Source organism: Mycobacterium aquaticum, assembly GCF_002086485.1.
In the GTDB taxonomy this organism is placed as follows: Bacteria; Actinomycetota; Actinomycetes; order Mycobacteriales; family Mycobacteriaceae; genus Mycobacterium; species Mycobacterium aquaticum.
Window position 1 is genome coordinate 1 of the sequence record NZ_MVHF01000004.1, and the last position, 20,723, is coordinate 20,723.

Consider the following 20,723-nt stretch of genomic DNA (forward strand, 5'->3'; position numbering starts at 1 on the left):
AACGAGGCGCCGTCGGGGTCGCTCCTCGACGGCGCCTCCCCATGCCCACTTGACAGAATTCTCTACATATCAGTTGGGCGATGGTGGTGGTTGGGGTTGGAAGGGGGTGTACCACCACCAGTCGGCGCGTTCGCCGGTCGGCCCGCGGTAGGGCGGCACCTGGGGTGGGGGTGTGGTCGGTGGTCGGGCCAGCGAACCCCGGTGTAGTTCGCGGCCGGTGGCGTCGGTGACCGTGAGTTGGTGGGCGGGGCCGGTGATGGTGATGCCGCCCTTGTGGTGCAACCGGTGGTGGTAGGGACACAGCAAGACCATGTTGTCCAGGTCGGTGGGGCCGCCGTCCTCCCAATGGACGATGTGGTGGGCGTGTAGGCCGCGGGTGGCGCCGCAGCCGGGGACTGCGCAGCAGCGGTCGCGGTGCTCCAGAGCGCGGCGCAGCCGGCGGTTGACGGTGCGGGCGGCACGTCCCGCGCCGATGGGTTGCCCGTGGCGTTCGAACCAGACTTCGCAGGTGGCGTCGCAGGTCAGGTAGCGCCGCTCGTCGTCGGTGAGCACTGGGCCCAGGTGCAATGCGGCGACGGGCTTCTCGCTATGCTTGTCGAGATCGACGTGGACGACGACGGTGGTGTGCTGGCCGTGCGGGCGGGCCGCCACATCGGCAGCCCAACCCGCTTCGACCAGGCTCATGAACGCATCGACGGTGTTGGGGAAGGGTGGTGCCTGTTCCGATACCTGGTCCCCTTCGTCGTCGTCGCGTTTCCACGCCGCGATCAGCGCCTCCTGGTGTGAGCGCATCCCGGCGTCGAGTTTCGCTGCTTCCAGCCGGGGCAGGGTGATCTGGTAGGTGGTGCTGTCGTCGTGCTCGATTTTGGTGAACGACCGTTTCGGTTCCACAGCCGGCTCCGGCTCAGTGGGCGCGTCGGGATCGGGTTGGGGTTTGGGCTCGGGTTCGAGTTTGATCGCGGTGCGTAATTGGGTGACGGTGGCGACCGCGGCCAGCTCGGCAAAGTGCGCATCGGAGCCGTCGGCGGCGCGTTCGGCGATCACCCCCACCTGATCCAGGGATAACCGGCCCTCCCGCAGGGCTTGGGTGCAGAGGGGGAATTGCTCGGCGCGGCGTGCCACCGCCACGATCGTGTCGGCGTTGTTCGGGGTGACACCGGTTTTCCACGCCACGAACGCCGTGATCGAGCGGGCTCCGGTGGCGCCACACAATTCGTCGCGTTCCAGTTCGGCGACAATGTCGACGATGCGTCCGTCGATCGCATTGCGCTGCCCGCACAACTCCGACAACTCCTCGATCAACACCTCCAACCGCTGCGCAGGGCTCGGCCCGTCATCAGCGAAAGATGTTGGCTGCGAGGACATGCCACCATTATGGCGAAGGCCACCGACAAGTTTCGGGCCTGACCGCACCGACATTCACGTCATGGACAAAAGCTTCGAAATCTGTCCCTGTGGTGAATCTCGGTGGTCGCGAGCACTGATTCGACACCGAAAGACCTGCTGGCCCGAAGCCATATACCGCACCGAACCACAAGCCGCTTGGCGCAAATAGGAGCATCACGTTCACGCGTGGCCATGCTCAGATCAGCGCCTTGTTGTGCCTGATTCGGCGGCGCAGATCGGTCATCAGCACCGCGTAATTGCCGTTGCGCAAGGACTTCGGCAGGAACCGGTTGACGAAGGACACGAACAGGAACAGGTGCTCGAACCGGCGCCGGTCGGTGTCGGTCCAGTCGAACCCCATCACGTTGCGGAATACGGGGGCCAGAAACCCGATGGTGAGGAATCGCAGCAGCGGCGCCAGCATAAGGCGCAGCACAGGGTTGATCATCTTGAGTTGTACTAGGTGCATCAGGTATTCGTGGACGAACGGCGTCATCTGCACCCGCTCGCACGCAGTGTTCCAGTACGCGTCGAAGTCCGCGCGGGTGGCGGGCCACTGCGCTTCGAGCACCTGCAACGTGGTGCCGATCGGCATGGCGCTCTGATAGAACCCTTCGGCCTGCTCGTCGGTGAGCTTGCCGTAAAGCAGCTGATGGGTGTCCTCGTAGAAGATGAACAGGCATGCGGCGACCCATAACTGGAGTTCGCGGTGGAACGCGTTGTAGGACACCGGGCTCTCGGCGGTGGAGCGGACCTGCCGGTGCGCGGTGTTGACCGCCTCGCGGTAGGCGGCACGCTCCTCGTCGGTCCCCAGGATCGCCACGGCGAGATACTGTGCGGTGGTGCGCAACCGTTTCCAGGGATGACGCACCAGACTGCCGGACTCGACGCGGCTTTCCGCCACCCCGTAGCCGACCTCGGGCCAGCTCATCTGCATGATCACGTTGGCGGCGGCACCGGCGGCCGACCAGAAGTCCAGCGCATCGGTGAGGTCGACGTCCTTCTTCCGGTTCCACCGCGGTACCCGCTGGGTGATGGTGATCCTGGTCTCCGCGGTGGTCAGCCGGGGTGGCGCCGCGAGATCGACGTAAGTGGTTGGCATGGCGGTCCTTTCGAGTCACTCACACGGTCTGCACGTCGTTGACGATCCACCGGTCCCCGCTGCGGATCAGCGACACCACCATGCGGTACTTCTGGTTGCTGCCTTGCGGTGCAGTCACGTTGGTGACGTGCTGATCGACGAATGCGAACACGGTCGCGGAGTTGTCGTCGAGCCGCTCGACGGCAACGTGGTCGGCGGTCGCGGTGGCCACACCCTTGCTGGTGACCACGATGTCGCGCAACGCCCTGACCATCTCGTCGTATTTGGTGGCGAACTCCGGGCTGGAGTCGGAGACGATACGGGCACGGTTGGCGTCGAGGTTCTGGTAGTCGAATGCGGCCATCGCCACCAGATAGTCGCGTGACATCGAAACCGCCTGCACTCGAAGCGCTTCGGTGTGCCGGTGCCGGTACTCGCCGACGGACAGCAGGGCAACCGCGGCGACGGCGGCTGCCACCAAAAGCCCCACCAGGGCGATCATCGGCAGCCGCGGTAGCCGGCGCCGTGGCGCGGAGACGTCGGCCGAATCAGGCTCAGCGTCTGGGCGTTCCAGAGTCAGAACCGTCTCGCCGGCCTCGTCGTCATCGTCAGGATTCACTGCGGTCCGCCTTTCAGGATGCTGCGCCATTTGTAGACCAGTTGGGCCAGAGTCGGAATCTTCACGGGGTCGTCGACCACCGGTGGGCCGATCGGATATCCCGGCGTCTGGGAGTGCTGCAGGCCGAGATCGTTGGGCCGCGGCGCGTTGACTGCTCCGCGCATGCCGAGATCCGGTGCGGGCGGGCAGTACATCACCAGATTGGGCAGGGTGGGGCTGACGTCGCCGATGGCCCGCCGGTCCACGTCGTAGTTGCACACCGGGCCCTGGGTTGCGATCAGCGAGAAGTCGGCCCGGGTCTGGCCGGTGGCGTCGTGCTTGACGATCGAGGTCAGAGCCTGCAGCCCTTTCGGGATCGTGGAGAGGCCGGTCTGCAGGGAATCGGTGCGGTCGGCGACGACGGGCATCACGGTGGCGAGGTTGGCCAGGGTCGCGCCGAACGTGCCGCGGTAGGTATCCAGGACACGCTGCAACGAATTGAGCGTTGCCGGGGTGTGATCGGTCAGGTAGAGGAACACTGGTCCGCTGCCATCGAGTTGGGTCGCCAGTCGCGCGCCGGCCGCTACGCCCCGCACGAACGGGCCGTTCAGCGCGGCCATCGTTGTTACCAGGTCGGCGGTGCCGTCGACCAGAAATTGCAGCTGGCCGGCCTGGGTGTGGATGCGCCGCGAGATGTCGGCGCCGTTGTCGATCAGCGCGGCCAGGCTGGGGCCGAGCCCGTCGAACGCATTCGACAGTTCGGTACCCACCTCCCGGACCGACTGTGCATCAATGCCTTTCACGAGCTGCGCGGTGTCGCCCATGATGCGGTCCATCTGCACCGGCTGGCGGTCGGCGGGTGCTGCGATGGTGTCGCCGGAAGCCAGGTACGGTCCGGCGTCGGTTTGCGGCAGGATGTCCACGCTCTGGATCCCGGCCGCGGTGCCCATGCCGATGGTCATGATGCTGTCGTGCGGGATCCGCGTCTCGGGGTCGAGCGCCAACCGCACCATTGCGGTGCCGTCGCGGTCCAGCCACACCGCATCGACCGTGCCCACCTGCACACCCCGTACCGTGACGCTGGTCCCGGCGGTCAGCCCGAATGCGTCGGACATCGTCGCGTTCAGCAGCAGTGGTGTGCGGAAGCCTTGCGGGCCTGCCACATAACGCACCCCGAACGGCACCACGATGGCCGCGATGGCCGCGAAGATCGCCAGCTGGACCACCACCAGGCGTCTCACTTCAGACCTCCCGACAGGAACCCCTCGAGCGCCTGGTCGCCGGTGATCGGTGTGCCGTTGACGATCAGGCCACCGGTGAGCAGCTTGTCGACGGTGCCCGGAATATCCAGGGCGCCATCGAACATCAGGTAGTCGCCGTGCACCGACCGGCCGAATTTCTGCAGGAAGCCGTTCATCGCTGTCAGGGTTGCGCCGATGCGGTCGTTGAAGGTACCGAGGAGCCCCGCCACGGTGTTCGCGTCGGCGACCATGGCACTCAGATCGGTTCCGGCCAGCACGTTGTTGGCCGTCGCGGACAGCGCCGTAGTCGAGGCGAACAGGCTCTGCAGCTTGGCGCGCTGAACTTCGAGCATGGCCACGACTTTCGGAACCGCATCGAGATAGCCCGTGACGGCCTGCTGTTCCCGGTCGAACTGCCCGGTGATACTGGCTGCGAGGTTCATGGCCTGATCGAATTCACCCTGGTGTTCGGCAGCTTTCGCCGTCAGCTGCGACAGTGCCTCGACAAGACCACGCACCTTCCCGCCGCGGCCGCGCAGCGCCTTGTCCAGCTCGCCGACGATGGTGGTCAGTTGGTCGACGCCGCTGCGGCTGAGCAGGGCGCCGAAAGTGGCCAGCGCGCTCTCGATCTGCGGTCCGAGCTGCGGGTGACTCGGTGGGATGACGTCGCCGTCGCGCAGCTCCCGCTGTGGTGGATGATCGGGAGCCGTCAGCCGGACGAACGGATTGCCCAGCGCCGAGGGAAGTTCCACGCTGGCCGCGGTGTTGGTGCCCAGGCCGCTGGCGTCCTGCAGGCTGAGCCGCACTGCGGCACCGGACGCGGCCATTGTCATCGCGCTGACTCGGCCGACCACTTTCTGTCCGTTGCGTACGTCGGCCCCGATGGTGATGCCGTCAGCGGTCGGCAGCACCACGGTGATGGCCATGGTGTCGCCGGGTGCGGTGCGTCCCACGGGCAGATCCTGAATTCCGATGTCGCTCAAAGACCATATCGTCGCGGTGGCGATCGCGACGGCTGCGGCGCTTGTCACCGCGGGCAAGCTTGGTCTGCGCATGCCGATCACCTCGGGTACTTCGGGTTCGGAGCCGGAGTGGTGCCAGTGACGGCCGATACGATGCCCAGTGGGTCCGACCGGCTGATCGGGTAGGAGATCGGATTGGTGATCCCGGCGCCCACACACATCGGGAGCATCCACCGGTCGCAGAAGTTCTGCGCGGCGGCGAACTGCGTGAGCACCGTCGACACGTTCAGCCGGATGCGACCGCGGCGATCCGGTCCGATGGTGTTGGAGAGGTTCTGCATCATGAGCGGGACGAGATCCATGAACTCGGCGAGTTCGGGCTGTTTGGTGGTCAATACGTCGCCGACGGCATTGAGGTTGGCGGCGATGGTCCCGAGCTCGTCGCCGTGCTCTGTGACGAACCGGTCGATCTGCTCGAGTACCGACTTGAGATCCTGCAGCGTCCCGCCGATGTCGATGTTCGCGTCCGCCCACGTCCCGCCGAGCTGGTTGACCTCGGTGATCACTTGGTTGAGTGACACCTGCCGTCTGTTGAACGCCGCCATCAGCGTGGTCAGGTTGTCGACCACGGCGCCAATGTCGTCTGCACGTGCGCCCACCACCCCGCTGGCGGCACTGAGATTGCGCATGGCCTCGTTGAACTGCTTTCCCTGGCCACGCCATTCGTCGGCGCCGCGCGTCAGCACTTGGCCGATGTCACCCTGGCCCGGGCCGATGGCCGACGTCAGCGTGCTCAGGCTGCCTAGCATGGTGTCAAAGGTGATCGGCGCGTGACTGTGGTCGGCGGGGATGACGTGACCGTCGGCGAGCGTGGGACCCGACCCGCTGTACGCCGGCCCGAGTTCGACACTGCGATCGCTGATCAGCGCGGGGCTGAGCACGTACGCGTCGACATCGGCGGGCAGCACGACGTCGCCGGGAATGCTCATGCTGACCCGCACCGTGGTGCCCTGCGGCGTGACCGCGGTGACGCGCCCGACCGGGACGCCGAGCACGGTCACCTTGCTGCCGGGGTAGATGCCGTTGATATAGCTGAAGTCCGCGTGCACGGTGGTGGCCCGGTCGCTGCGGCCGAATACGAACCAGCCTCCACCGCCGAGGAAGGCCGCGATGACGAGCACGATCAGGATGCGACGGCTCATCGGCACTCCCGCTGAACGTTCAAGAAGCACAACAGGTTGTCGGGCATCACCAGCGATGGCGAGTTGACGTCCGCCCAGGTGCCATTGCCGGTCGCGTTGGTGACCGCGCGGATTGCCGGTGGCATCTGAACGAGGGTCTGCTCGATTTTGTCGGCATTGGCCTTCAAGGTCCCGGTGACTGCAGCCAGCTTGGTGACCAGTTCGCCGAAGTCTTGTTGCTTGGCGCCGTACACCGCGGACAATTGCCGCAGGATCGCACCCAAATTGGTGACGATGTCGGTCAGCGCCTGCCGGCGCGCGGTCAGTGCCGACACGATGTGCTGCGCGTTCGCTGCGGTGGCACTCAAGGAATCGCTCTGCTGGACCAGCAGTTCCGACAGCGAGCGCGAGATCCGCAGCAGCTCATCGACCTTGTCGCCGTTCTGTGCGAAAGCCGAGCTGGCGCTGCTGATCCCGGCCAGCACGCGGCCCAGTTCGGCGCTGTCGCCGGGCATGGACTCGGTCAGGGTGTTCATCATGTCGGCGAGTGGCTGCTGCTCGACGCCGGTCGTGGCGCGCGCGGCTTGACGGCCCACTTCGTCGAGGCTGTACGGCACGGTGGTGCGGGCCAGCGGAATGGTGCGGGAGTCCTGAGGATTGACGCTTCCGGCAGGCATCACGTCGAGGAACCGTTTGCCCAGTACGGTCCGTAACCGGACGGTGACGGTGGTGCGATTACCCAATGGTTGTGCCTTGTCGAGCCGGAAACCCACCTGCACGTGATTGCCCGCCAGCGCGACCTGCTCGACGCGCCCGGCGGGTACCCCGGCGACGTAGACCGGGTCGCCACTGGTCAGTCCGCTGGCATTGGCCAGTTCGGCGGCGTAGGCGTTGGTGCGTACCTGGTAGACCAGGCGCGGCACGCCGATCGAGACGAGCATGATGGCAATCAGCGTGATGGTGCCGATCATGCCGAGCGCCAGGGGGATTGACGGGTTGTGTTTGCGTTGATCTTTGACGAAGAGAAAAATCACCGCACCGACGAACAGGTCGATCAGTTTGACGAGAAACATCTATTGGCACACCTCGGAATGTCTGCGGCCGAAGATGTTCGCCTCGTGGCTGGCGATCTTCAGAGTGAAGTTGCACAGGTACAGGCTGACGAAGCCGCCGTAGCTGGTGGTGTGGTTGATCGCGGCACCGAACTGCGGCAGGTTGCCGAGCAGCGCGGCGAACTGCTCGCTGTTGGGCTGCCAGGAGCCGAGCATGTTCTTGAGGTTGGTGATGGTGTCGCCGTAATCCGCGCCACCGCTCCCGACGGCGCCTGCCAGCGTGGCCAGCACCGCGTTGCCCTGGTCGATGAGCAGTTCGAGTTGTCCGTCCCCGCTGGTGATCGCGGCGCTGAGCCGGCCCAGCCCGCCGAGCATTTCTTCCAGCTGGGGTTGGCGGGCGTGGATCGACCGCATCAGCGTCGACATATTGTCGATGAGCTGAGTGAAGATCCCTGCGTTGTTGCTCAACGAGGTTGTCATCGAAGCGATCTGGGTGAGCAGAGTGGTGAGGGTCTGGGCTTGGCCGCTGAAGGTCTCGACGAAGCCACGGGTCAGACTGTTGACCTGTTCGGGTGCGAGCGCGTCGAACAGCGGTTTGAAGCCATTGAGCAGCGCGGTCAGATCCACCGCGGGCGCGGTGTGTGCCAGTGGGATGATGCCGCCCGCAGCAAGTTTGGCCGGGGCGTCGTCGGTCGACACGTTCATGACGACGCCGTCGGGGTCCGTCAGCGCGACGTAGCGCGCGCCGAGCATGTCGCCGTAGCGGACCGCCGCGGTCACGTCGGTGGTGAAGGTGTACTCGGACTTGACCTCGATGCCGACGTCGGCACGGCTGGTGCCGTCGGGGTTACCGGCGAACGCGATGGACTCGACGCGCCCGATCCGAATACCGTTCATGGTCACCGGGTTTCCGACGTTGAGCCCCTCCACGCTGCTGAACTGCGCCAGATAGGTCACGGTGCTGCCGCGGACCGGCACTGACAGGGTGTTGGTCACGAGCATCGCGCTGACGACACCGGCCGCACAGTAGCCGCCGAGCTTGATCCAGGACCGGCTGCGGGTATTCATGCGATCCGCACCTCCGTTCCGCGGACCAGCGGGCCGAGCATGAGCACTGTGGCGATGTTCGGTGCGGTCGAGGGGCCCGCGGCCTGTGGTGCCAAGATGTCCTGCAGCACCGCGAGTGCGTGCTCCTGCCGATCGGTGTCGATGACCGCCGCCGCCGGTGCCGCGTCCGTCGGAATCGGTGCGGATGCGGGCAATCCCGGCCCGGGCGGCAACGCGGTCTGGTTGGGCAGGTGTGGTGTTGGTGCGGTGAACGGGGTGAGCGGCAGGTCCGTGGCAGGCCGGCGCAATGGGTCCTCCGGTTGCTCGGGGACTGTGCCCGACGGTGCCGAATCAGCGCAGTGTGCACCAGATCTGGCGCCGTAGACGGGACAGTCCGACACTGCATACGGCATGGGCCCGGCGAAGGTCGCCACCGCGGTGATGTTGAACTTGCCGGTGGCGAACACCTCGGCGCCGGCCTCGCCGAAAGCCTGCGCACCGGCAAGTGTGTCCACCAGCCCGAGCGGTTGGGTGGCCGTCGTCGCAAGGATCTTTCCTGTTGCATCGACGACGGTGATCAGCTGTTCGCGATGGTCGGCCAGAAATGAGGTGAGCACACCGGAGAACCGGGCGAAACCGTCCATCGCCGAGGAGAAGTGGCGCTGGTCCGCGACCATGCGGTTGGACACTGACGTCGCCGCCGACAGGGTCGTGACGATGTCCGGGGTGGCGGTGTGCAGCGCGGTCATCACGTCGCGGAATTGCGGTGTGCTGTCCAGGAAACGCGTCAGCGAAGGCGTCAACGTGTCGGCTGCCGCGCTCAGATCGTCAATGGTCGAACCGATTTGAGCGCCGCGGTGGTCCAATGACTGACTGATCGCCGTCAGCGCGGTCTGCATGCGTTCGGGCCGAATCTGCGAGAACAGGTCGACGATCTTGGTGAACACGTCGTAGAGGGCCATCGCATCGGGGCTGTGGTCGATGGAGATGGTCTCGCCGCGCCGTAGCCCGGACAGCGACCGATCACCGGGGCCGTCGACCAGTTGCAGGTAGATGTCTCCGAAGAAGGTCCGCGGCACGATCCGGGCCAGGACCGAGGATGGGATCATTTGCAGCGCAGCGGGTTCGATGGCCAGCCGGACCCGTGACGTCGCGGTGCCCGATTCGATGGCGGCAATGCGACCGACGTTGACACCGTGATAGCGCACCGGTGATTGGCTGGTGATCAGGCCGGCCGAGACGGGTACGCCGACGAAGACGTCGTCGGTGCGGTCGAGGTTACCCGTCGCCCGCGCCACGAGCGCAGCGGCGACGGCGATGCCGGTAAGGATGGCTGCCACGCCGCGCACGGCCAGCCGGGGGCGGCTGGTCGGACGGTTCCGTCGTCTGCGCAGCCTCATACGCCCATCCCCGGGATCTGGGGGACCAGGCCCCACAGTGCGAAGGTCAGGAGCACGTCGAGGATCCCGACGGCCAGAATGGCGGTACGCAGGGCACGGCCTGCAGCCTGACCCACTCCGGCCGGCCCGCCTGAGGCGAAATAGCCGTAGGTGCAATGCACCAACGCGACCACGATCGCGAAGACCACCGCCTTGATGCCCGAGTACAACAGGTCACGCGGACCGAGGGCCAGATGGAAGAAGTAGTCGTAGGTGCCGGGTGAGGCACCGTTGAAGATCACCACCACGGTGCGGGTGGACAGGTAGCTGGCGAGCAGTCCGATCATGTAGATCGGGATGACGCAGACCACCGAGGCCAGCACCCGGGTGCCGATCAGGTACGGCACCGACCGCAACGCCATGGCATCGAGCGCGTCGATCTCATCGGAGATCCGCATGGCTCCGATCTGTGCGGTGAAACCCGTTCCTACCTTGGCGGCCAACGCGATTGCCACCACAACGGGGGCGAGCTCACGGGTGTTGGCGATCGCGGCGAGCATGCCCGACAGTGTGTTCATGCCGACCAGGTCGAGTCCGCGCTGGGTTTCGACGCCGAGCATCATCGCAGCCGCGAGCGACATGGCGAAGACGATGCCGATGGTGCCGCCGCCCGAGAGCAATGAGCTGGTGCCGAACGTGACCTCGCCGATCTGGCTGAGGGTGTGCTTGCGGTAGCGCACCGCCGCGTACGGCAGCGACATGACCACGCGGACGTAGAAGCTGACATGCCGCCCGATGACCGTCAGAGCGTCGTAACCCGCTGACACCGGCCGCGAAAACCGGTGCAATGCAGCACTTGTGGTGATCGCGGTCATCGGTAGCTGCCCACCGCGGGAACCACGACGGTGTACAGCGCCGACATGGTGGTGTTCAGCACGAAGACCAGTGCGAAGGCCAGTACCACGGCCTCGTTCACCGAGTTCGCGACACCGCCGGGTCCGCCCTTGGTGTGCAGTCCCTTGAACGTCGCCACCAGTGTTGCAGTAAGGCCGAATACGGCCGACTTGATCAGTGCCATCACGAAATCCGACACCTGGCCGTATTGGCTGAAGGTGGCCAGGAACGTTCCGGCGGGCAGGTGCTGCACGCCGATGTGGTACAGGTAGCAGGCCATCACGCCGCCGAACGTCACGATCGAGCAGAGTGCCAGCGCGACAATGACAGCGGCGACCAGTCGCGGCGCCACCAGCCGTTCGATCACGTCGAGGCCCATGACTTCCATGGCGTCGATTTCCTCGCGGATGGTGCGCGATCCGAGGTCGGTGCAGATGGCCGACCCGGCAACTCCCGCCATCATGAGCGCGCACACCAGCGCCGCGGCCTGGCCGACGATGATGAATGCCACGACCGCACCCGAGTATCCGCCCGCGCCGATCCGTCCGGCGAGTTCGCCGACCGACACCGCGATGAACACGCCGATCGGCATCATCAGCAGCAGCGCTGGGCCTGTGCAGACCCGGCCGATGAACACGGTCTGCGCCACCACCTCGTCGGCGACCAGTCGGCGCCGGAGGATTGCGACGACGACGCTGACGATGGCCTGTACCGAGAACCCGAGCACGTAGCCGCCCTGGACCAGGACGTCACGCATCGGCCCTTTAGGTGCAGGCAGCTCGTAGCTCATCGACATCCTTCCGCGACGGGGTGCGCGTGGGGAGCTTTCGACCCCCCGGCCGCGTGTGGAGCATGTCACATCCGGCGGCCTCGCGGCAAGCATTAAGTAAATGACTATTCTTCGAGCTCCCGGGATCAATACTGCTGTTCAAGCGGTATGACAGCGTGGCTTTTGTGATCGCATGATTTCAGATTCGCCATTAACTTGGCCGAGAGGGGGTTGCGTCCGGTATTTACGATGGCCGAATGGCGGCGTCGGGATCGGTACCTGTACTTGCTGTCGCCGGACACCTCGGCGCGGGCAAGACCACGTTGCTAAACCACCTGCTGCGGAACAGTCGCGGAGTACGGATCGGCGCCCTGGTCAACGACTTCGGCGCAGTCAACATCGACGCCATGTTGATCGCGGGTCAGGTGGATGCGATGGCGTCGCTGTCCAACGGCTGCATCTGCTGCGCGGTCGACGCCGACGAGGCGGCCGACATGCTGGGCAAGCTGGCGGCGGTCAAGCCTCCGCTGGACCTCATCGTGGTGGAGGCCAGCGGCGTGGCCGAACCGTCGGCGCTGGCCCGCACGCTGGCCACCGCCGACGACAGCCGGTATCACTACGCGGGTCTGGTGTTGGTGGTCGACGCGGTGGAATTCGCCCGCGCCGACCTCGGACACAGTGTGCGCGTTGCGGATCTGGTCGTGCTCAACAAGGCCGATCAGGTCAGCTCCGCCGAGCTTGCCGCCGTCACCGACAAGGTGCGCGGGTTCAATCCGCGAGTTCCGGTGCTGCCCACCGAGTTCGGGCGCGTGGATCCGGCACTGCTGATCGACGTGCCGGAGCGGGCGCCGCGCTTAGGTCAGCTCAGCCTCGACGAATTGCTCTGGGACACACATGATCACGATCATCACGAGCATGCGGCCTATCAGAGCGTGGAGTTCACCACAGACCAGGCACTCGATCCCCGCCGGCTGATGGACTTCCTGCGAGACCGGCCCGCCGGCCTGTACCGGGCCAAGGGCTTCATCGATTTCGGCGCGGCCGGTTCGGGGCGCAAGTTCCTGCTGCAGTTGGTCGGCAGCTCGTTACGGTTTTCCCGGCGGCGCTGGGACAGCTCAGAACAGCGCGCGACCACGCTCGTGTTGATCGGCACGGACATGTGCGTCGACACCGTGCGGTCAGCGCTACAGGACTGTGTCAGTGTGGAGCCGCCCGACGACCAGGCGATCCTCGGAGTGCTGCGCTACGCCGACTGACGAATCGTGGTAGCAACGAATGATGCGACCAACCACATTGATCAAGACTGCATCTGCCGCGTTGGCCACTGCCGTGATCGGTGGTCTGGCGAGCCGGCCCGCGCAGTCACCGTGGTACACCGAGCTGCGCAAGCCGTCGTTTCAGCCGCCCCGCCAAGCCTTTCCGGTGGTCTGGCCGCTGCTCTACGCCGACATCGCAGCGGTGTCGGCGACGACGCTGGACACCTTGCGCGCCGAGAACCGCGATGATCAGGCCCGCGCGTTCAGCGCAGCGCTGGCCGCCAACCTCGTCATGAACGCCGGCTGGTCGTGGATCTTCTTCTCCCGGAAACGGCTCGGCACCGCGGCCGTCGTTGCAGCGGCGCTCACCGCGAGCAGCGCCGATCTCACCCGACGTGCCGTAGCCGCTCAGGGCCCGCGCGGCGCCGTGCTCGCGCCCTATCCGCTGTGGTGCGCGTTCGCGACGGCGCTCTCGACGCGGATCTGGATGCTCAACCGCTGAACGGCCGCCGTTGCATGGCTCGGTCTTGGTCACGGAAGCGGTTGTGCAGGTTCTGTTTTGAGACGCCGAGCGCAGTACCGATCTGAGCCCACGAGAGCCCGGCGTTGCGAGCTGTGAGCACTGCCTTCTCATACCGCGTCTGTAGGCGGTCGAGTTCTTCACGTATATGGGTGAGTTGACGCAGACTGGCCGTGGGCGAGAGATTTTCGACGACCGGCTCGGCTTGCAGTCCCGGCAGTGGTGCGCAGGCTTCGATTTCGCGTTGCAACTGCTCGGTTGAGCGACGAATGATCTCCTGCAGCTCAGGATCGTTGGCCCACCACGGTTCGGTGGCCGGTCCACTTGCCGGTTCGTCGGTCGTTCCCATCGGCTGTCTCCCTTGAAGATCGTCAAAACTTTTGACGATCTTCAAGGGAAGTATGCCGCCGAGCGGCGACACGCCCGACGGGTCAGCTCACGCGAACGGCTTGCGGTGATCGAACCGTCGCGACGCAAGCCCCGCAGCCCGCCACACCCGGGCTACCCAGTCGGCGTCTTCGTCGGTGACGAGGTTGCCCATCACCCGCACGGCGATGTTCATCAGGAACGTCGAGCGCATCGCCACCGGGCCGGTCAGCGGCAGGAAGCGCGGCAGCGTCAACAAGACGCCCAGCCGACGTGCCACCGAGAACCCGCGGGCGTAGTGCTCTTGCAACACCGCGGGCCACGCCGTCGCGTAGCCGGACACCCCGCCGGCGCAAAGCAGTTCAGCGGCCAGCCGGCCGGTCTCCAGACCGTAGTCGATGCCCTCGCCGTTGAGCGGGTTCACACACGCTGCGGCGTCGCCGATCAGCATCCAGTTCGGTCCGGCCACCCCCGACACCGCACCACCCATCGGCAGAAGTGCCGAGAGCGCGGCACGCGGCTGACCGGTCAGCCCCCACTCGTCGCGACGCAGTTCGGTGTAGTGGTTCAGCAGGGGTCGCAGCGCGGCGTCGGCGGGCCGTTTCGCGGTGGCCAGCGCGCCGACCCCGATGTTCACCTCCCCGTTGCCCAGCGGGAAGATCCAGCCGTAGCCCGGCAGCACAGCGCCTTCGGGCGACCGCAGCTCCAGATGCGAGGTGATCCACGGCTCGTTGGCTCGCGGCGAGGCGATGTAGGCGCGGATCGCCACACCGTAAACCGTTTCCCGGTGCCACGTGCGGCCGAGTTCGCGACCGAGTGTCGAGCGGGCCCCGTCGGCCACGATCAGGTCTGTGCATCGGATCGTGCTGCCGTCATCGAGGTGTAGCGCATCCACCCGGCCGCGGGAATCATGGCTCACGCCAACGGCTTTGACCCCAAGTAACATCTTCGCGCCGTCATCGGCGGCCACCGAGCGGATCCGGTCGTCGAGCTCGGTGCGCGGCACGGCGCTTCCGGTCGAGGGAAACGATGGGCCGGGCCACGGCACCTCGACATCGGCACCGAAACCCGACATTCGCAATCCGCGGTGACGCAGCTTGGTATCCAGCCAACCGCCCATGCCCAGCCGCTCCAGCTCGGCCACCGCGCGTGGCGTGAGCCCGTCACCGCAGGCCTTGTCCCTGGGGAATTGCGCGGCGTCGATCACCAGCACGTCGCGGCCGCTACGCGCTGCCCACGCCGCAGCGGCCGACCCCGCCGGACCGGCGCCCACAACGACCACATCTGCATTGGTGTCCATCGGTCCCAGTATGTTGGACGAATGAGGACACCAGCGACTGTGGTGGCGGGCGTGGATTTCGGGGACGAGGCGTTTGCCGCCGAAGTCCGCGGCGGCGTGGCCCGGATCGAAGATCTGATGTCCACTGAGCTGGGCAAAGCCGATGAGTTGATGGCCGAGGCCGTTCAGCACCTGTTCCAGGCCGGTGGGAAGCGTTTCCGCCCGCTGTTCACGGTGCTGGCCGCCTCCCTGGGGCCCCGGCCCGACGATCCCGACGTCGCGATCGCGGGTTCGGTCATCGAGTTGGTGCACCTGGCCACGCTGTATCACGACGACGTGATGGACGAGGCCCAGGTCCGCCGCGGCGCACCCAGCGCCAACGCCAGGTGGGGCAACAACATCGCGATCCTGGCAGGCGACTACCTGTTCGCGACCGCGTCTCGGCTCGTGTCGCGTCTCGGCCCGGACGCCGTACGCGTGATTGCCGACACATTCGCGCAGCTGGTCACCGGCCAGATGCGGGAGACTCGCGGCGCTGCCGAGCAGGCCGACCCCATCGAGCACTACCTCAAAGTGGTGTACGAGAAGACGGCCTGCCTGATCGCGGCGTCGGGGCGGTTCGGGGCCACTTTCTCCGGTGCCGACGACGAACAGATCGAGCGGTTGGACCGGCTCGGCGGCATCGTCGGCACCGCGTTCCAGATCTCCGACGACATCATCGACATCGACAGTGATCCCGATGAGTCGGGCAAGGTTCCCGGTACTGACCTGCGGGAAGGCGTCCACACCCTGCCGGTGCTGTACGCGTTGCAGGAGACCGGGCCCGAGGCCGACCGGCTGCGGGTCCTGCTGGCCGGGCCGGTGGAGCGCGACGAGGATGTCGCCGAGGCGCTGAGACTGCTGCGGGCGTCGCCGGGCATGGTCCGCGCGAAGGAGACCGTTGCGTCCTACGCGGCACAGGCACGTGCCGAACTGGACAACCTGCCCGACGTCCCCGGCCGGCAGGCGCTGCTGTCGCTCGTCGACTACACCGTGAACCGGCACGGCTGATTCCGGAACCCAGGCAGGCTTGCTGAGCGTTTAATCGGCGAAGACTTCCCAAGCTCGAGGAGGAAGCTGATGACCTGGAATCCTCACGCCAACCGACTCAAGACATTCCTGCTGTTGGTGGGCATGTCGGCGCTCATCGTGTTCGTCGGCTCGCTGTTCGGCCGCAACGTGATGTACCTGGCGGTGCTGTTCGCCGTCGGCATGAACACCTATGTGTACTTCAACAGCGACAAGTTGGCCTTGCGGGCGATGCACGCGCAGCCCGTCACCGAGCTGCAGGCCCCCGAGATCTACCGGATCGTCCGGGAGCTGGCCACCACCGCGCATCAGCCCATGCCGCGGCTCTATATCTCCGACACGGCCAATCCGAATGCCTTCGCCACTGGCCGCAATCCGCGCAATGCCGCGGTCTGCTGTACCACCGGCATTCTGCAGATTCTCAACGAGCGTGAGCTGCGTGCCGTGCTGGGCCATGAGCTGTCCCACGTGTACAACCGCGACATCCTGATCTCGTGCGTGGCGGGCGCGATGGCGTCGGTCATCACCGCGCTGGCCAATATCGCGATGTTCGCAGGCATGTTCGGCGGTAATCGCGACAATGCGAATCCCTTTGCACTGTTGCTGGTTTCGTTGCTCGGGCCCATCGCCGCCACAGTTGTGCGGCTGGCGGTGTCGCGGTCGCGCGAGTATCAGGCCGACCAGTCCGGCGCCGAGCTGACCGGTGATCCACTGGCCTTGGCGTCGGCGCTTCGCAAGATCTCCGGCGGCGTCGAGGCGGCTCCGCTGCCCCCGCAGCCGCAGCTGGCCGACCAGGCGCATCTCATGATCGCCAGCCCGTTCCGGGCCGGCGAGCGCATCGGCAAGCTGTTCTCCACGCATCCGCCGATCGCTGACCGCATCCGGCGGCTCGAGGACATGGCGGGCCGCGGCCCGGGCCACTACTAGCAGTTCCCTCCCGTTGACGGGTCCCACGTCCGATCCGCGCCGGCGCGTCACCACCGTCAACGCTCCCGGCGCCGAGGTCGGCCCGGGCCAGGTTGCGACGTGGGGCGTGGTCACCAAGGACGACGCCGTAGGGTTCGACTTCTCACACCAGTACCGGGGCGGCTCGAGCAAGCACTTCCCGTTCGACTGGCGGCCCTGACGACGCACGACGAGCGTGCGCGTACTGCTGTCCCAACACGGAGTGTCGGGCAGCAGACGCGCACGCTCGCGGTGCAAGGTGCAAGGTGCAAGGTGCAAACGGAGCCAGCTACGCAGCGTCGGCGAGGGCCTCGATCTGTGTGGGCGTAACGCGCAGCACGCCCGCGCTCGGGATGTCGTAGAACAGCCCGATCACGTTGACCCGCCGGGCCACTGGATGCGCCTGCAGCGTCTGCACCTGTATCGCGATGTTGACCATCGACAGCTGATCGACAGTGCTGAAGCCCGCCTCGGCTGCCGACCGTGCCACGGGATGACGGCCGTCGTCGAAGGCCTCCAGAGACGGATTGCCATGGGCCAGCCAGGAATTCAGGTGCCGGTCACCGGTGTCTGCCTGGCCGAGCAGAGCTGTCATCGCACCGCAGCTGGAGTGTCCGCACACCACGATCGAGCTGACGTCGAGCTTGTCCACCGCGAACGCGATGGCTGCTTCGATCGAGGCATCGCTCTGCCCGGCCGGAACCATGTTGCCGACGTTGCGCACGGTGAACAGGTCGCCGGGCCCGCTGCTGGTGATCACGTTGGGGATCACCCGCGAATCGGCGCACGTGAGGAACAGCGTCTCTGGGCGTTGGGCGTCGACCAGGTCTTGCATGTGTGGTCGCAATACCGCGGCGGTGCGGCGCTGATAGGCGGCCAGGCCATGCAGCACCGACGGCGACTCGTCGCGCTGCCACGAACGCCACGGCACCACACCGGAGCGCTTGTCGAACGGGCTGAACCCGCGCACGGGCGGACCTGCCACGGCACTGTGCATCTCGACCGCGCCCACGTCGTGGATGTCGACTGTGCCGCCGGTGGCCACGTGCTGGCGTTGCCACTCCTCGATTGTCTGGTGCGCGGCGTGGTCCAGGAAGTCGACCGAGAGTTCGACGGTGACGGGGACCCCGGGCGGAACTTCGCCCAGTGCGTTGGTCAGCTTGGGTAGCGACAGGAACGTGCAGGAACCCTCGATCACGACGCGCCAGGCGCCGCCACCGCTGGGCTCGGCGGCGATCTTGGTGCGCACCACGCGCCCGACGGTGAACGCCACCGCCAGGGCCAGACCGATCAGCACGCCTTCGAGCAGGTTCAGGAAGACCACGGCCAGGATGGTGACCACGTACACCGCGAGATCACCTGTGCGGCGGGCGGTTTCGATGTGTGCGCGGTTGACCAACTGGCAGCCGATGACGATCAGCAGGCCGGCCAGCGCGGCGGTCGGGATGAGCTGGACCAGACCGGCGAACGGCACCGCGAACACCAGCACCCAGACGCCGTGCATGATCGCCGAGGCTCGGGTGCGGGCGCCCGCGGCCACATTGGTGGAGCTGCGGACGATGACGCCGGTGACGGGCAGGCCGCCGACCGCGCCGGACACCATGTTGGCCGCACCCTGGCCGATCATCTCGCGGTCGAAGTTGGTGCGCGGGCCCGTGTGCATCCGATCGACCGAGACTGCCGACAGCAGGCTCTCCACGCTCGCGATCAGGGCCACGGTCAAAACGCCGGTGGCAAACGCTCCCCAGTTGCCGTCGGGCAGGCTCGGCAGTGCCAGGGCGTCCAACAGCGAGCCGTTCAGCACAATGCGGCTGACGTCGCCGAACATCGGCAGCAGCGAGAACGCCGTGACGCCCGCGATGGCCACCAGCGGACCGGGCACCTTCTTGACGGCCGCGGGCATCCATCGCCACCCGACCAGGATGGCGATGACCATCGCACCGAGGATCACGCCGTGGCCGTGCGCCCCCATCAGCTGCGCGGGCAGTTCCTTGACGTTGTCCCAGGCAGAGCTGTTGGAGCTGCCGCCGAGCAGCACGTGGGCCTGCTGCAGGACGATGGTCAGGCCGATGCCGGCCAGCATCGCATGCACGACGACGGGCGAGATGGCCAATGCGGCGCGGGCCACCCGGCTCAGCCCGAACAGCACCTGCAGCACGCCCGCGAGCACCGTGATGGCGCACGTGACGGCCCAGCCGAACTGGGCGACGAGCCCGGCGACGATCACGGTGAGCCCGGCGGCAGGTCCGCTGACCTGTAGCGGGGATCCGCCCAGTGCTCCGGCGACGATGCCACCGACGATCGCGGCGATGAGTCCGGCCAGGACCGGCGCCCCGGACGCGACCGCGATGCCCAGAGATAGCGGTAATGCGACCAGGAAGACCACCAGCGAGGCGGGCAGGTCGTAGCGCAGGACGGATCTGGCCCTGTCCGCCAGTTGAGAAGTTTGCTGCATCACGTACTCCAGTTCGAGTCGGGCGGTTGTCGGTACGCGGGCGAGCGCACACCGATCGGTGAATTGACGACGGTGTCATTGAAAGATGTTGCAGCGCAGCAATACACAATCCGGAGTGTGTTCACAGCTGGCTTCAAGCATCGAATTGCTATGGGCGAGCGTATTTATGGCTGTGAACCAGCGTCAACGCGAAATGGGGGACGCATAGAGAACGCAAATCTTCTGCGCGAGCCACCTCACACTCGAATTGCCCTGCTGTGCAGGCAAAACCCGCCGCACGCGGCGAACCGCGTAACCAAGAGTTCACGTGAGTGATTGAAACCGTATGTATTGCAACAATTCTCGACTGGCTCACCAGGCGGCGTATATGGTGACTTGCGTCATAGCTTTGGCGCCGAATGGGTTTGTGTAAGAACTCGATATGAACTCCGTGACAACTAACTGTGTGCTCAGGAGAATGGCAGTATGACCACGATGTCGGTATCTCCACGTGCTCACCAGCCGCGCCAGGCCATTCTCGGGCAGTTGCCCCGGATCAATCGGGCTGACGGTTCGCCCATTCGGGTGTTGCTGGTGGACGACGAGCCGGCGCTGACCAACCTCGTCAAGATGGCGTTGCACTACGAGGGTTGGGTCGTCGAGGTGGCCCACAACGGCCAGGAGGCCCAAGCCAAGTTCGATGAGATGGAGCCCGATGTCGTGGTGCTCGACATCATGCTGCCCGACATCGACGGTTTGCAGATTCTGCAGCGGGTGCGCGAAGCCGCCGGCTATACGCCCACCTTGTTTCTCACTGCGAGGGACTCTGTGCTCGACCGGGTGTCGGGGCTGACCGCCGGTGCCGACGACTACATGACGAAGCCGTTCAGCCTCGAGGAACTGGTTGCGCGGTTGCGTGGTTTGCTTCGCCGGTCCAGTCACGCCACACCGCCGGCCGACGAGGTGCTCAGGGTGGGCGACATGGTGCTCGACGGTGCCAGCCGGGAGGTCACCCGCGGTGGTGAGCCGATCGCCCTGACCGTGACGGAGTTCGAGCTCTTGCGCTACCTCATGCGCAATCCGCGCCGCGCGTTGAGCCGCGCCGAGATCCTCGACCGGGTGTGGAACTACGGGTTCGGCGGCAAGTCGAGCATCGTCGACCTCTACATCTCCTACCTGCGCAAAAAGGTCGACGCGGACCGCGAACCGATGATTCACACGGTCCGCGGCGTCGGCTATATGCTGCGGCCCGCTGAATAGCCGCG

19 protein-coding genes and 1 pseudogene are annotated in these 20,723 nt (G+C 66.2%); 6 read left to right on the forward strand and 14 right to left on the reverse strand.

Going from position 1 to position 20,723, the window contains the following annotated elements; genetic code table 11:
* Positions 1-69: 69 nt before the first annotated feature.
* The 11 genes from BST13_RS05345 to BST13_RS05395 all read right to left on the reverse strand — a co-directional run bounded on the left by BST13_RS05345 (position 70) and on the right by BST13_RS05395 (position 11,611).
* Complete coding sequence (locus tag BST13_RS05345) at positions 70-1,365, reverse strand: HNH endonuclease signature motif containing protein (RefSeq protein WP_083161438.1); 1,296 nt, start codon at positions 1,363-1,365, stop codon at positions 70-72.
* A gap of 217 nt (positions 1,366-1,582) precedes the next feature.
* Positions 1,583-2,488, reverse strand: coding sequence for an oxygenase MpaB family protein (locus BST13_RS05350; RefSeq protein ID WP_083161440.1), 906 nt, complete (start codon positions 2,486-2,488; stop codon positions 1,583-1,585).
* A gap of 19 nt (positions 2,489-2,507) precedes the next feature.
* The gene (locus BST13_RS05355) at positions 2,508-3,086 is read right to left on the reverse strand and encodes a hypothetical protein (protein WP_083161442.1); all 579 of its coding nucleotides are present in this window, start codon (positions 3,084-3,086) and stop codon (positions 2,508-2,510) included.
* Entirely contained in the window at positions 3,083-4,306 is a 1,224-nt protein-coding gene (locus BST13_RS05360; protein ID WP_083161444.1) for an MCE family protein, read from the reverse strand. The genes BST13_RS05355 and BST13_RS05360 overlap by 4 nt, the downstream gene beginning before the upstream one ends.
* Complete coding sequence (locus BST13_RS05365) at positions 4,303-5,361, reverse strand: MCE family protein (protein ID WP_083161938.1); 1,059 nt, start codon at positions 5,359-5,361, stop codon at positions 4,303-4,305. Before BST13_RS05365 ends, BST13_RS05360 begins: the two co-directional genes overlap by 4 nt.
* Before the next feature lie 5 nt (positions 5,362-5,366).
* On the reverse strand, positions 5,367-6,470 hold the full coding sequence (locus tag BST13_RS05370; RefSeq protein ID WP_083161446.1) for an MCE family protein: 1,104 nt from the start codon (positions 6,468-6,470) through the stop codon (positions 5,367-5,369).
* Complete coding sequence (locus tag BST13_RS05375; RefSeq protein ID WP_083161448.1) at positions 6,467-7,522, reverse strand: MCE family protein; 1,056 nt, start codon at positions 7,520-7,522, stop codon at positions 6,467-6,469. Before BST13_RS05375 ends, BST13_RS05370 begins: the two co-directional genes overlap by 4 nt.
* Positions 7,523-8,569 (reverse strand): MCE family protein, encoded by a 1,047-nt coding sequence (locus tag BST13_RS05380; protein ID WP_083161450.1) that lies wholly within the window; start codon positions 8,567-8,569, stop codon positions 7,523-7,525.
* The gene (locus BST13_RS05385) at positions 8,566-9,948 is read right to left on the reverse strand and encodes an MCE family protein (protein ID WP_083161452.1); all 1,383 of its coding nucleotides are present in this window, start codon (positions 9,946-9,948) and stop codon (positions 8,566-8,568) included. The genes BST13_RS05380 and BST13_RS05385 overlap by 4 nt, the downstream gene beginning before the upstream one ends.
* Positions 9,945-10,802, reverse strand: coding sequence for an MlaE family ABC transporter permease (locus BST13_RS05390; protein WP_083161454.1), 858 nt, complete (start codon positions 10,800-10,802; stop codon positions 9,945-9,947). The genes BST13_RS05385 and BST13_RS05390 overlap by 4 nt, the downstream gene beginning before the upstream one ends.
* Complete coding sequence (locus BST13_RS05395; protein WP_083161940.1) at positions 10,799-11,611, reverse strand: MlaE family ABC transporter permease; 813 nt, start codon at positions 11,609-11,611, stop codon at positions 10,799-10,801. The genes BST13_RS05390 and BST13_RS05395 overlap by 4 nt, the downstream gene beginning before the upstream one ends.
* A 236-nt stretch (positions 11,612-11,847) precedes the next feature.
* On the opposite strand from BST13_RS05395, the gene BST13_RS05400 reads away from it, so the two are divergent.
* Positions 11,848-12,846: a CobW family GTP-binding protein gene (locus BST13_RS05400; protein WP_083161456.1), complete on the forward strand. Its 999-nt coding sequence runs from the start codon at positions 11,848-11,850 to the stop codon at positions 12,844-12,846.
* A gap of 22 nt (positions 12,847-12,868) precedes the next feature.
* Complete coding sequence (locus BST13_RS05405) at positions 12,869-13,348, forward strand: TspO/MBR family protein (protein WP_083161942.1); 480 nt, start codon at positions 12,869-12,871, stop codon at positions 13,346-13,348.
* Here BST13_RS05405 and BST13_RS05410 read toward each other — a convergent pair.
* On the reverse strand, positions 13,338-13,787 hold the full coding sequence (locus tag BST13_RS05410; RefSeq protein WP_245839372.1) for a hypothetical protein: 450 nt from the start codon (positions 13,785-13,787) through the stop codon (positions 13,338-13,340). The genes BST13_RS05405 and BST13_RS05410 overlap by 11 nt on opposite strands.
* Positions 13,788-13,802: 15 nt before the next feature.
* The gene (menJ, locus tag BST13_RS05415; protein WP_083161460.1) at positions 13,803-15,032 is read right to left on the reverse strand and encodes a menaquinone reductase; all 1,230 of its coding nucleotides are present in this window, start codon (positions 15,030-15,032) and stop codon (positions 13,803-13,805) included.
* 21 nt (positions 15,033-15,053) lie between these two features.
* Here menJ and grcC1 point away from each other — a divergent pair, with 21 nt between their 5' ends.
* The 3 genes and pseudogenes from grcC1 to BST13_RS05430 all read left to right on the forward strand — a co-directional run.
* Entirely contained in the window at positions 15,054-16,061 is a 1,008-nt protein-coding gene (gene grcC1, locus BST13_RS05420) for a nonaprenyl/(2E,6E)-farnesyl/geranylgeranyl diphosphat synthase (RefSeq protein WP_083161462.1), read from the forward strand.
* Positions 16,062-16,130: 69 nt separating this feature from the next.
* Entirely contained in the window at positions 16,131-17,006 is an 876-nt protein-coding gene (gene htpX, locus BST13_RS05425) for a zinc metalloprotease HtpX (RefSeq protein ID WP_029371346.1), read from the forward strand.
* Between the two features lie 13 nt (positions 17,007-17,019).
* Positions 17,020-17,202 (forward strand): annotated as a pseudogene (locus tag BST13_RS05430) (DUF1326 domain-containing protein); the annotation flags it as partial.
* 111 nt (positions 17,203-17,313) lie between these two features.
* Here BST13_RS05430 and BST13_RS05435 read toward each other — a convergent pair.
* A complete protein-coding gene (locus tag BST13_RS05435; protein WP_083161464.1) occupies positions 17,314-19,479 on the reverse strand; it encodes a SulP family inorganic anion transporter in 2,166 nt (721 codons plus the stop codon).
* Positions 19,480-19,944: 465 nt separating this feature from the next.
* Here BST13_RS05435 and BST13_RS05440 point away from each other — a divergent pair, with 465 nt between their 5' ends.
* Positions 19,945-20,718, forward strand: coding sequence for a response regulator transcription factor (locus BST13_RS05440; RefSeq protein WP_083161466.1), 774 nt, complete (start codon positions 19,945-19,947; stop codon positions 20,716-20,718).
* Positions 20,719-20,723: the final 5 nt, after the last annotated feature.